The following is a 12,434-nucleotide window of genomic DNA, read 5'->3' on the forward strand; positions in this document are numbered from 1 at the left end:
GGTGTCCGCTGCGGGTGGGTGATGGGTTTCATCCGTCGCGGAAGCCACCGTCAGTCATCACTTTTCGGGTCGAGGCCAGGAAACAGCACTTCGGTAAATCCGAACTGGGTGAAGTCCTTGATTCGCATCGGATAGAGCACACCGACCAAGTGCTCGCATTCGTGCTGGACGACCCGCGCATGAAAGCCATCCACCTCCCGATCAATCGGCTCGCCCTTGGCGTCAAAGCCCTGGTAGCGGATGCGCTGCCAGCGGGGCACCATGCCGCGAAGGCCGGGCACCGACAGGCAGCCCTCCCAGCCGTCCACCTGGGCGTCGGTCAGTGGGGTGATGGTGGGGTTGATCAGCACCGTCATCGGCACGGGCGGCGCTTCGGGATAGCGCTCGTTGCGGTTGAAGCCGAACACCACCACCTGGAGGTCCACGCCGATCTGCGGCGCGGCCAGGCCGGCGCCGTTGGCTGCGACCATGGTGTCGAACATGTCTTGCAGCAGGTCACGCAGCGCGGGGGTGTCGAATTCCTGCACCGGTTTGGCCTGGCGCAGCAAGCGGGGGTCGCCCATTTTCAGAATGTCTTTGACGGCCATTTGTTGTCTCCGCGGGATCGTCTTGAGTCGGCAATCCATCATCTTGCCGGAAACTGGGGCCCTCCATCTGGGTCAGGGCCACTGGCAACCGAAATGTCCTGGAAGCGAGCGCGCTCTTTGTGTTTTCGCCTTGGATTTGTTCTGAGGCTGGCGGTCGTCATGGCGCAGCGATGGGCTGCGGGTGACCGTGTCCGCAGTGTGCGTCGGTACGGATAAGCAGTGAGCTTTCGCATGCGAAATCGGTGAAAGTACGACAACAACATCGTCGCGCCGGACGAGCGCGTCACGAAGGCCCATCAACGGTCCAACAAGGCCCCCACACAGGAGACTCCCGTGCCCCACTTCTCCCCGCTGCCGCCCTACATCCAGGACCACTGCCAAGGCGTCTACGCCATCGACACCGCCTTCCAGCGCGACCATTTCGATGCGGCCTACCTCATCGTGGATGATGGCCGCGCCGCTTTTGTGGATACCGGCACACGCCACGCCATCCCTCGCCTGCTGGGCACCCTGGAGGCGCTGGGCCTGCCACGGGATGCGGTGGAATGGGTGATCCCCACCCATGTGCATCTGGACCACGCCGGCGGTGTCGGTCCGCTGATGGAATTACTGCCTGCCGCGCGACTGCTGGTGCATCCCCGCGGCCTGCGTCACATGGTGGATCCATCGGCCCTGTGGGCCGGCGCCTTGGCCGTGTATGGGGAAGCGGAAATGCGTCGCTCCTACGGCGAGTTGGTCGGCGTCCCCGAGTCCCGCACCGTGGCCAGCACGGACGAGCAACGCATCACCCTCGGCCACCGCAGCTTGCGGCTGATCGACACCCCCGGCCATGCCCGGCACCACCACTGTCTCTGGGATGAGTTCAGCGGTGGCTGGTTCGCCGGAGACACCTTCGGTCTGTCCTACCGCGAGTTTGATGATGCACAGGGCCGCGCCTGGATCCTGCCCACCAGCACGCCGGTGCAGTTCGAGCCGGACGCCCTGATCGGCTCCATCCAGCGGATGCTGCAGACGCAGCCGCGCCGCATGTTCCTCACCCACTACGGCGCCGTTGGACAGGACCCCGCCGACGTTCAGCGCCTGGCCGGCCTGCTGGTGGACCAGATCCACGCCATGGCCGACATCGCGCAACGGCTGCGCGATTTGCCCGACCGCCATGCGGCCCTCAAACGCGAACTCCTGGCGCTGTATCAGCGCGGCGTGGCCGCCCATCTCGGCGACACCCTGCCGCCTGAACGGGTCGCGCAGTGGCTCGACATGGATGTGGAACTCAACGCCCAGGGGCTGGGCGTGTGGTTGGACAAGCAACGGGCGTAAAGGAGACGGGACGGCGGAACGCCCGACGCCACACGGGCCTCAAGCGTCCAGATTCAGTTCCTGGATCTTGCGCGTGATGGTGTTGCGGCCAATGCCCAGCTTCTGCGCCGCCTCGATCCGACGCCCACGCGTCAGGTCGAGCGCCGTCAGGATCAGGCTGGCCTCAAAGCGGCGGGTCAGCACATCCCACACGTCGGGCTCGCCAGCGGTCAGCAGGCGTCGCGCCTCGCGCGCCATCTCCGCCACCCAGGCATCCGGCGACGACGCCAGCGGCACCGCCCCCGCCACTGCGGCCGGCAACGGCTGGCTGCTGGTGAGCCCACTGCTCACCGGCACCGTCTCCGACATGCCGCTGCCACCCCCACTCGGGGCCAGCAGTTCCTGCGGCAGGTCCTTGGCTTCCACCACCAGGCTGGGGGCCATCACGCTGAGCCAATGGCAGATGTTTTCCAGCTGGCGCACGTTGCCCGGGAAATCAAAATTCACCAGGCGCTGCAGCGCAGCTTCCGACAAGCGCTTGGGCTCCACGCCCAGTTCCGCCGCACTGCGCTGCAGGAAATAACGCGCCAGCAGGGGCACGTCTTCACGGCGCTCCCGCAGCGGCGGCAGCCGCAGGCGGATGACATTCAGGCGGTGGAACAAGTCTTCGCGGAAGCGGCCTTCCTTGACCAGCGTTTCCAGGTTCTGATGGGTGGCTGCCACCACCCGCACATTGGCCCGCTGGGGGCTGTGCCCACCCACGCGATAGAACTGGCCATCGGACAGCACACGCAGCAGACGGGTCTGCAGGTCCAGCGGCATATCGCCGATTTCGTCGAGGAAAAGCGTGCCGCCTTCGGCCTGCTCGAATCGCCCGCGACGGGTGGCCTGTGCGCCGGTGAACGCCCCCCGCTCGTGGCCGAACAATTCCGACTCCAGCAGGTCTTTCGGAATGGCGGCCGTGTTGATGGCCACAAACGGCCCTTCGGCCCGCGGGCTGTGTTTGTGCAGCGCACGCGCCACCAGTTCCTTGCCCGAGCCGGACTCACCGGTGATCAGCACGGTGACATGGCTCTGACTCAAGCGGCCGATCGCCCGGAACACATCCTGCATCGCCGGGGCCTGGCCCAGCATCTCAGGCATCTGCACCTGCGTTTCTTCCGCCACCGATTCACGCTGGCTCTCTTCCTGCGCACGGCGGATGAGTTCCACCGCACGTGGCAGGTCAAACGGCTTGGGCAGGTATTCAAACGCACCGCCCTGGAAGGCGGAGACGGCACTGTCCAGATCGGAGTAGGCCGTCATGATGATCACCGGCAGTCCGGGGAGCTGCTTCTTGATGGTGTTGAGCAATTCCAGCCCCGAGCCACCCGGCATGCGGATGTCCGAGACCAGCACTTGCGGCGAGTCCTCTTCCAGCGCGGCGAGCACCTCGCGGGCCTGACTGAAGCTGCGCACCGGCAGGCCTTCGCGCGTCAGCGCTTTCTCCAACACAAAACGAATGGAATGGTCGTCGTCAACAATCCAGATCGACTTCATCTAAGGCTCCCCTTCATCCTTCGCTCGGGCTTGTGGCCACGGGTCAGGGTAAAGGCAGGGTGATTCGGAAATCGGTCCGGCCCGGTTGGCTGTCACAGTCGATCATCCCCTGGTGCTGTTGGGCAATCGTCTGTGCCAGCGTCAACCCGAGACCAGAGCCCCCATCCCTGCCCGACACCAGCGGGAAAAAGATGCGGTCCTTGATCTCCTCGGGTACGCCCGGGCCGTTATCTTCAATATGCAATTCCAATGCCAAGCGCCAGCGTTGCTTGCCAATGGTCACTTGTCGGGCCACCCGCGTGCGCAAATAAATCACCGCATCGCCGGCCGCAATGCGTTCATGCAGGGCCTGCGCCGCGTTCTGGACAATGTTGAGCACGGCCTGGATGAGCTGTTCGCGGTCGCCGCGGAAGTCCGGCAGTGAAATGTCATAGTCCCGCTGCAGCCGCAACCCGCGTGGGTACTGGGCCTGCACCAGGGTGCGGACCCGCTCGCAGATCTCGTGGATGTTCACATCCCCCACCACCTGGGCCCGGCGGTGTGGCGCCAGCAGGCGGTCCACCAGCGATTGCAGCCGGTCCGCCTCGTGGATGATGACTTCGGTGTATTCCTCCAGCTCCGGCCACAGCTCGGTGGGCTGGAGTTCCAGCGCCAGCAACTGTGCCGCGCCGCGGATGCCACCCAGCGGGTTCTTGATCTCGTGGGCGAGGTTGCGGGTCAGCTCCTTGGTGGAGCGCACCTGGTCGAGGTTGCGTTCTTCGCGGTCCTGGCGGCTTTGCTGAGCGTTTTCGATCAGCTCGATGACCAGCCGCTGCGGGTCGTCCGTCTGGCTGACGATGACATGCACCGGCAGCACGTCGTCGTGGGCGCGGGGCCCGCGCCGGATCAACGCATCAAAGCGGCTGCTGGAGAAATCGTTGCGGGAGACGCCTTCCAGCGCTTCCACCAGCCGGCTGGTGTCGGGAAACCAATCCAGCAGGTTGCTGCCCTGCACCGCACGGCGCGGCAGGTTGAACAGGGTTTCAACGGCCGTATTGGCGAATTCACAGGTGCCGTCGGGCTGCACCACCGCCACCAGCGTGGCCAGCAGGTCAAAGGCCTGGTAGGGATGGGCCGCAGACGGCGGCTGGGTCTTGGCATTCATCGGGTTCACCGTGCATCGCCTTCAAGGCGAGAGCTCCGCACAGCCCGCAGGCCCCCGGCGGACCTGGAGAACGCCGAGAGCTCAGGGAGGAATCTTGGAGAGCTCGCGCTTGATGGCCTGGATATCGCTTTCCTGGCGTGCCACGCTGGCCTTGAGCTCGGCCACGCGGTCCAGGTACTTCTGGTAGTTGCGCTCGTTGCCCTGGCGCTCCGGCTCGCCGCTGTTGAATTCCTTCTGGAGCTTGGCCAGCCGTTCTTCCGCGTCCCGCAGCTCCTGCTCCAGCACCCGACGACGTTCGTTGTCGCGGGATTTCTGGTCCTTGGGGTCCACGCGTTCACTGGGGGCTCCCGAAGCCGCCGGCGCACCGGTGGACGCCTTGGGTTTGATCGGCGAGAAGACCGTGATGGGCGTGCCGTCGATGCTGCGGCAGCCCTTCTCCTGGGCTTCCTTGGCCGACAGCGCGTCGGTGTAGAGCACCGGAGGCCCGGGGCAGCGATAGACCACGGCTTGCGCCGATGCCGGACCGGCCACCCCTGCCAGACCGGCCACACAGACCGCTGCCAGAGTTACGCCCTTCATTCCGAACACCCAAGTGCTTGCCTGAGACATCCCAACCCGCTTGATTCGCATTGCTCGCATCCAAATGACCGAAGTCGATACTCATTGTGACGCAAGCGGAAGTATTACGGGGGGGAAGCGGGGTCTGTCGCTGTTGCGAGGTGTACGGTTCGGGAACTCTCCACAACCGTGGGGATAAAAAAAGGGACGGCCCGGTGGGCCATCCCTTTTCCCAGAGTCCCGAGGGACGCATGGTGCTCGATCAGAGCGAGTAGTACATGTCGAATTCGACCGGATGCGTGGTCATGCGGAAGCGCTGGACTTCCTGCATCTTCAGGTCGATGTAGGCATCGATGTAGGCATCGGTGAACACGCCACCCTTGGTCAGGAACGCGCGGTCCTTGTCCAGGTATTCCAGCGCCTGATCCAGGCTGTGGCAGACGGTCGGGATCTTCGCGTCTTCTTCCGGCGGCAGGTGGTACAGATCCTTGGTGGCGGCTTCGCCCGGATGGATCTTGTTTTCCACGCCGTCCAGACCGGCCATCAGCAGCGCTGCGAAGGCCAGGTAGGGGTTGGCGGAAGGATCGGGGAAGCGCGCTTCGATGCGGCGGCCCTTCGGGTTGGCCACATACGGAATGCGGATCGAGGCCGAGCGGTTCTTGGCCGAGTAGGCCAGCTTCACCGGGGCTTCGAAGCCAGGGACCAGACGCTTGTAGCTGTTGGTGCCGGGGTTGGTGATCGCATTCAGGGCGCGGGCATGCTTGATGATGCCGCCGATGTAGTACAGCGCGAAGTCGCTCAGGCCGGCATAACCGTCACCAGCGAACAGGTTCTTGCCGTCTTTCCACACCGACTGGTGGACGTGCATGCCGGAACCGTTGTCGCCAACGATGGGCTTGGGCATGAACGTGGCGGTCTTGCCGTAGGCATGGGCCACGTTCTGGATGATGTACTTTTGCAGTTGCAGCCAGTCCGCGCGCTGCACCAGCGAGCTGAACTTGGTGCCGATTTCCATCTGGCCGGCGTTTGCCACTTCGTGGTGATGCACTTCGACCGGAATGCCCATCTGTTCCAGGATCAGGCACATTTCCGAACGCATGTCCTGGCCGGAATCGACCGGGGGCACCGGGAAGTAGCCGCCCTTGACGGTGGGACGATAGCCGCTGTTGCCGTGCTCGTATTCCTTGCCGGTGTTCCAGGCAGCTTCTTCGGATTCGATCTTCACGAAGCAGCCGGACATGTCGACATTCCAACGGACGCTGTCGAAGATGAAGAACTCGGGTTCCGGACCGAAGTACGCGGTGTCGCCCAGGCCGGAGGACTTCAGATAAGCCTCGGCACGGCGTGCCAGCGAGCGCGGATCACGTTCATACGCCTTGCCGTCGGTCGGATCGATGACGTCGCAGGTCAGGATCAGGGTCGGCTCTTCGAAGAACGGATCGATGTTGGCCGTGTTGGGGTCCGGCATCAGCAGCATGTCGGAGGCTTCGATGCCCTTCCAACCGGCGATCGAGGAACCGTCAAAAGCATGGCCCGACGAGAACTTGTCTTCATCGAAGGCGGACACGGGCACGGACACGTGCTGTTCTTTGCCGCGGGTGTCAGTGAAGCGGAAGTCAATGAACTTGACTTCGTGCTCCTTCACCATGTTCATCACGTCGGCGACGGTCTTGGTGGCCATCAATCACTCCTAGGGGGACTGGGGATGTAAGAGGAAAACCGGCGGGCACGCAGGCGGCGCAACCCGGCTAGAACTTGACCACGACCCGCCAAAAACACCGGCACCGGAATCGAGCAGCCAATCTCGAGCGCCAACTATTTAGCAGGTTGCATGCCAACAGGACGACCGCCGCGCTCCGGCATTGCTCACGCAGGCGCCACCTCGGTGCATGCCGCACGGCACCACGCGTGGCGCGCGCCAGCGAGAGGCATTCCGGGAGGCTTCAGAGAGGGGCGTACTGCGCGCGCATGGGGAATGCACGGTGCAGCGGCAGCAGTCGGCTCCAGCACGGTGCATCATCGCACCATTTCAGTGCTGATGACGGCACCAAATTGGACCACCCCTTCGCGCAGCGCCTGGTAGGCCGACTCAAGCGGGTCCGAACCGGCGCCCTGCCCTTGGCCGTCACCCGAGGGCTTCACCCCCAGCTCGATGTGCCGGCCCCACTGCGGATGGTCCACGCTGGGCAGCGAGAACACCTTGATGCCGGGAAACCGGGCCTCCACCTGCTCCATCAGCGGGGTCAGCGATGCTTCCATCGCGCCCTGCACGATCAGCGACTTCTCGCGGGTGCCCACGTGGCGATGCAGTTCGGCATAGCGCTGGTCCAGCACCCATTCGATCATCGGATGGGCCATCACCGGGAAGCCGGGCACGAAGTACACCGAGCCGACCGAAAAGCCGGGGATCTTGTTGTAGGGGTTGGGGATGATGCTGGCGCCCTGCGGAAACACCCCCATCTCCATGCGGCGCTGCGTGTCCGGGTGGTCGCGATCGGCGGGCAGGCCTTGCTCGGTGGCCATCTGCTGCACGCGCTGCCAGATGAATTCCGCCGCCTCGGGGTGCAGGGCCAGCGGCCGGTCCAGCGCGGCGGCTGCCGCCTGGCGGGTGTGGTCATCCGGTGTGGCGCCGATGCCGCCGCAGCTGAAGACCAGGTCGCCGCTGCTGAAAGCGCTGCGCAGCTCGCGGGTGAGCTGATCGCGGTCATCCCCCAGGTACTTGGCCCAGGCGAGGCTCAGCCCTCGCGCGCCCAGCAGTTCAATGACCTTGGCCAGATGCTTGTCCTGACGTTTCCCGGAGAGGATTTCGTCGCCGATGATGATGAGGCCGATGTTCATGAACAGTCCTGATGAGTCAAAAATGGGCGACCGCATGATGCCGTGACTGGAACAGTGCTGCACACCAACGGACTTGCTAGTGGCCGGGAAGCCTCAGATCCCCCGCCGACCGGCCGGAGCGCCCGGCCCCTTCGGATGTCGGCACGCTGGGCATGCCGGCCCCAGCCTCCGGGCGGACCGGCTCATCCGGAGGAAAGTCCTCCACGCGTGGCGGCGTTGTTGCGTAGTTGGCCGGCAGCGCATCCATCACCTCATCCAGCGGCGTGCTGGGGGTCACCGTGGCCTCGCGCCGCATCTCCTGCAGCGCGGCCAATGTGTAGTGGGTGAACCAGAGCGAGCTGAAGGCAAACACCAGCGTGAACAGCCAGACCGCCAGGGGCAGCAGCACCGGGGTGAGCGCAATCGCCATCACGCCCAGTGAGAAGATGGCCGCCGGCGCCGCCCCCAGATATCCGGTGCACAGGCCCAGCAGCATCAGTGGCAGCCGATGCTCGCGCAGCATGCGGCGACGCTCCGGGCCGGACGCATGGTCGGCCAGCGAATCGAAGGTGAAGACGCGGTAGCCCAGCCAGCCAAAGATCAGCGGCGGCAGCACCGCAAACAGCGGCGGAATCAGCCAGAACGGCAGCGAGAACATCAGCAGCAGCAGGCACACCACCGTGTGCCCCAGCGACCACATCAGGCTGGCAAAGAAACCACCACCGCGCTTGCGTTCCAGGGACGGAAACCGGCGGCGCCCCACCAGGTTCACCAGCGAGGGGGTCATCAGCATGGCCACCAGCACCATGCTCAGCGCGGCCAGCGGCGGCAGCGTGAGACACAGCAGGATGATCGGCGCCAGCACGGTCCGCAGGCTCTGCCCCCCCATGCTGTCCAGCCATTTCAGCAGGCCTTCCACCAGACTCCAGGACTCGATCGTCGCGCGCACGGCCGACACCGCGGATTCCCAGAAGAAATATCCCAGCCCACCGGACAGCAGGCCCAGCACCAGCAGCGGCAGCAAGGACAGGCCAATCACCTGGGGATGCAAGCAATACACCGCCGCCCGCCAGAAGGAATCGGCCACACGGCCCATCGGTTTGATCATCAGTCGTCCCCTCCCGTGGACAGCCGCCCAGGATCGGTCGCGCCGGGGGACGATGCCGTGGGCGCGGTGTGGGGAATCACGCGGGCGTGACTGGCACGGCGGCCCCCGCAGCGCATCTCACCGAACAGGCGCTGCAGGCCGAGCCGTTGCTGCGCCCAGAAGCCTTCCCCGTAATCGCGTCCGCCCGATTCGGGCAATTGGTCCCGCACGCCGGTCGCATCCCAGCGATTCTCGAAATTGGCGGTGCGGAAGATCACGTCCCAGATCGGAAACAGCACTGCAAAATTGTGCCCACCCAAGGTGCCCGCCCCAAAGCCTTCATGGCCGATGCCGATGGAGTGATGCAGACGGTGAAAGCGCGGGCTCACCAGCAGGCGCTCCCCGATCAGGCCGAAACTCAGCCGCAGGTTGGCATGCTGCAGGTTTTCCAGCAGTTGCGACAGCGCCACCAGCGCAACGAACTGGCCCGGCCCCACCCCGATGAGCCGCGCCACCAGCACAACGGCGCTGTCGATCAGCAGGTCGTCCACCAGATGGTTGCGGCTGTCCGACCACATCGTCATCTGGCGCTGGCTGTGATGCAGTGAATGCAGCGCCCACCACCAATGCCACTGATGCTGCGCACGATGCAGCCAGTAGTTCAGCAGGTCAAACACCACCAGGTAGATCACGAAGCTGACCCAGGCCACATCGGTGACGCCGGGCCACACGGCATCCAGTTGGAAGGTCGGGATGCCCCACAGGCGCATCTGCCCGGTGAGTGCGTCGAAGACCGGCTCGACGGTGAAGAACATCACCAGCCGGAACAGCCCCAGGCGCTGGATCAGGGTGTAGATCACGTCCACCCGGATTGCGCGGCGGTCGGTCACCGGCTCGGCCGGCTTCCAGCGCTGCAGGGCGCCGATCACCGCCAGCATGAAGACGATCTGCAGCAGCCCCACCAGCAGCCAGCCGGTGGCGTCGAACGCGTCTTCCAGCAGATTGCCGAAGCCCAGATGGAACACGATGGGCTGCACCACAGCCTCAAAAAGCGCTTGTTGCGCCTGTCCAAAGAGATCGGTGAACCAGTCCATCACGTGATCGGCCTTGCTGCGGGTGGCGGTTGGTGGATTGTGCGGGTTCGGCGGGGGCTTCGCCGCAGACTCAGTTCAATTCTCAGTTCAGTTTGCGCGGCCGCATCATCGCCAGCGACTCCGCAGGCTTGCGCATCCATTGCGCATAGTCGGGATGCTCGCGCAGTGGCGCAAAACACATGCCACGGTCCTTGAGGCCCTGCAGCAGCGGCTGCAGCACGGCCGGCGCCCAGGGGTCCTGGCGGGACCAGATGCCCAGATGCGCCATCAGGATGTCGCCGGGCTTGATGCGCCGCAGCGCCTGTTCCAGCAACGCCTGGTTGGGGAACCGGTCGCTGGGCAGTTCGTCCCCCAGGAACCCTGCGGGCTGCGCCCAGCCGACATGCCGGAAGCCGCAGGCGCGTGCGGCCGCCAGCAGCGCGGGCGAGGTGCGGCCTGCCGGCGCGCGGAAGATCATCGACATCGGCCGGCCCGTCATGTCGGCAAAGCGCCGGGCGGGCTGCTTGAGTTCTTCGCAGTAGTCCGCTGCGGACATCTCCACGATCTGCGGCGGCTGCTCACCAGCGGCCCGACGGAAACGGAAACGTCCGTCCGGCAGGTCCGCCACCCAGGCATCGTGGTACCAGGTGTGGGAGCCGAAATCATGGCCCTGCTCCGCCAGCGCCTTCCACCACGGGGCCCACTTGTCGTCCAGGGTCTGGCCGCCGTCCTTGGTCGGCTCCTGCGCGAGGAAGAAGGTCGCCTTGGCGTCAAAGCGGCGCAGGGTATCGGCGATCAGCGGCGCGACACCCATGTGGCCGGTGTCGAAGGTGAGATAGACCGGCTTGTCGCAGGGCGCGGCAGCCGCAGCGGGCTGGGCCTGCACCGTAGGGCTCAGCACGGCCACGCTCAGCAGCGATGCGCCGAGCCTGGACAGCCAGCGCCGTCGGGGGTGTACGTCGTTCACGGCAGCCTCAAGGCTCAAGGAGGTCACTGACGCGGCATCTGGTCGAGCGTCCACACGCCGTGCGGCGACTTGCCGACCTTCACCTGGGTGGTGATCTGCTTGGTCTGCAGGTCCATCACCGTCAGCTTGCGGGCCCAGCGGGAGGTCACCAGCAGCGTGCGGCCGTCCGGCAGGATTTCCATGTCGTCCGGGCCCCCAGGCACCTTGAGCACATCGACCACGGTGAAGGTGTCCAGCGAAATCTTGCTGATGGTGTTGGCGGCGCGGTTGCTCACCAGCACATGGTGACGGTCGCCCAGCGCCCGGAAGGAGTGGGCACCGTCACCGGTGTCGATGCGCTTGACCAGACGCGGTTGCGGCACCCCCCCCACCTCATACACCTCGACATAGTGGTCACCGGTCAGGGCCACCAGCAGGTATTTGTCGTCGGGCGTCAGATAGAGGTCGGCGGGCAACTTGCCCACTGGCACCTTCCAGCGTACGTTCATCGCATTCAGGTCGATGGCCATGACCTCGCTGCTGTCCTGCAGGCTGGCGTAGATGACGCTGCTCCTGGTGTCGATGGAGAGGTGGCTGGGTGTCTTGGGCGCCGAGAACCGCTTGCTCAGCACCAGCGGCTGGGCCTGGTTCTGCGGCTGCCATTTGTAGATGTCCACATGGTCCAGGCGGTTGCCGGCCAGCACCAGCCACTTCATGTCCGGCGAGAAACGCAGGTGATAGGGGTCGGAAATGCCGTGAATGGTGCGTTGCACCTCGGCCGTGACCGGGTCCAGAAAGGTGAGCGAATCGCCCAGCGCATTGGCCACCACCATCGTCTTGCGGTCGGGCGTGAGGTAGAGATGGTGCGGTTCCTTGCCAGTCGGGATGCGCTTGATCTCGCGGAAGGTGCGCGGGTCGATCACGCTCACATCCGCATCCAGCGAATTCAGCACAAAGATCGGGCTGGTGGCCACCGGTGCAGCGGCTGGCACGGCGGTCGGTGCGGTGCCCGGAGCGATCGGTGCAGCCGCCCGGCTGGTGGATGCGCCGGCAGAGGCCGGCAGCAGGGTGCCGAGGGCGGCAGTGGCAGACAGGACCAGGGCAGCGGCCACGGGGCGCGCGGAGAAGAACAACATCAGGAATCCTTGAACTGTGGGCAACGCTGCCTGGCACGGCCAAAAAAGATCGCACGGCCGAACCTGTAGAACGGCCCGGCGATCTTTGGATCGAACGCTGGACGGGTCGAATTGCTTCGAAACGTATCGGCAAGGATTGCCGCCAAATTTGGACAGCTACCGAACAGCCTGCAGGCAGAACTGTCCGACATTTGCCTTAGGCCGACCTGAAAAAAAGCAAAGGCAGCGCATGCGCTGCCCTCAAGTGTAGG

At 65.0% G+C, this 12,434-nt stretch carries 11 protein-coding genes; 1 reads left to right on the forward strand and 10 read right to left on the reverse strand.

The window, feature by feature from the left end; all coding sequences use genetic code 11:
- Positions 1 to 50: 50 nt before the first annotated feature.
- Positions 51 to 587, reverse strand: coding sequence for a peptide deformylase (gene def, locus OU995_RS25685; RefSeq protein ID WP_267833003.1), 537 nt, complete (start codon positions 585 to 587; stop codon positions 51 to 53).
- Positions 588 to 920: 333 nt separating this feature from the next.
- On the opposite strand from def, the gene OU995_RS25690 reads away from it, so the two are divergent.
- Positions 921 to 1,904 (forward strand): MBL fold metallo-hydrolase, encoded by a 984-nt coding sequence (locus OU995_RS25690; RefSeq protein ID WP_267833004.1) that lies wholly within the window; start codon positions 921 to 923, stop codon positions 1,902 to 1,904.
- Positions 1,905 to 1,943: 39 nt separating this feature from the next.
- Here the strand turns inward: OU995_RS25690 and ntrC are convergent, their stop codons facing one another.
- The 9 genes from ntrC to OU995_RS25735 all read right to left on the reverse strand — a co-directional run bounded on the left by ntrC (position 1,944) and on the right by OU995_RS25735 (position 12,183).
- The gene (gene ntrC / locus OU995_RS25695) at positions 1,944 to 3,422 is read right to left on the reverse strand and encodes a nitrogen regulation protein NR(I) (protein WP_267833005.1); all 1,479 of its coding nucleotides are present in this window, start codon (positions 3,420 to 3,422) and stop codon (positions 1,944 to 1,946) included.
- A gap of 43 nt (positions 3,423 to 3,465) precedes the next feature.
- Complete coding sequence (gene glnL / locus OU995_RS25700; protein WP_267833006.1) at positions 3,466 to 4,566, reverse strand: nitrogen regulation protein NR(II); 1,101 nt, start codon at positions 4,564 to 4,566, stop codon at positions 3,466 to 3,468.
- Positions 4,567 to 4,647: 81 nt separating this feature from the next.
- On the reverse strand, positions 4,648 to 5,145 hold the full coding sequence (locus tag OU995_RS25705) for a hypothetical protein (protein WP_267833007.1): 498 nt from the start codon (positions 5,143 to 5,145) through the stop codon (positions 4,648 to 4,650).
- 241 nt (positions 5,146 to 5,386) lie between these two features.
- The gene (gene glnA / locus OU995_RS25710) at positions 5,387 to 6,805 is read right to left on the reverse strand and encodes a type I glutamate--ammonia ligase (protein ID WP_267833008.1); all 1,419 of its coding nucleotides are present in this window, start codon (positions 6,803 to 6,805) and stop codon (positions 5,387 to 5,389) included.
- 335 nt (positions 6,806 to 7,140) lie between these two features.
- Entirely contained in the window at positions 7,141 to 7,962 is an 822-nt protein-coding gene (locus tag OU995_RS25715) for a competence/damage-inducible protein A (protein ID WP_267833009.1), read from the reverse strand.
- A 76-nt stretch (positions 7,963 to 8,038) separates the two neighbouring features.
- On the reverse strand, positions 8,039 to 9,049 hold the full coding sequence (locus OU995_RS25720; protein ID WP_267833010.1) for an EI24 domain-containing protein: 1,011 nt from the start codon (positions 9,047 to 9,049) through the stop codon (positions 8,039 to 8,041).
- Positions 9,049 to 10,122: a sterol desaturase family protein gene (locus tag OU995_RS25725; RefSeq protein WP_267833011.1), complete on the reverse strand. Its 1,074-nt coding sequence runs from the start codon at positions 10,120 to 10,122 to the stop codon at positions 9,049 to 9,051. The genes OU995_RS25720 and OU995_RS25725 overlap by 1 nt, the downstream gene beginning before the upstream one ends.
- An 82-nt stretch (positions 10,123 to 10,204) precedes the next feature.
- Positions 10,205 to 11,068, reverse strand: coding sequence for a polysaccharide deacetylase family protein (locus OU995_RS25730; RefSeq protein WP_420714768.1), 864 nt, complete (start codon positions 11,066 to 11,068; stop codon positions 10,205 to 10,207).
- Positions 11,069 to 11,091: 23 nt separating this feature from the next.
- Positions 11,092 to 12,183, reverse strand: a complete 1,092-nt coding sequence (locus OU995_RS25735; protein ID WP_267833012.1) for a YncE family protein — start codon at positions 12,181 to 12,183, stop codon at positions 11,092 to 11,094.
- Positions 12,184 to 12,434 lie beyond the last annotated feature (251 nt).

Source organism: Roseateles sp. SL47, from assembly GCF_026625885.1.
Lineage (GTDB): Bacteria > Pseudomonadota > Gammaproteobacteria > Burkholderiales > Burkholderiaceae_C > Roseateles.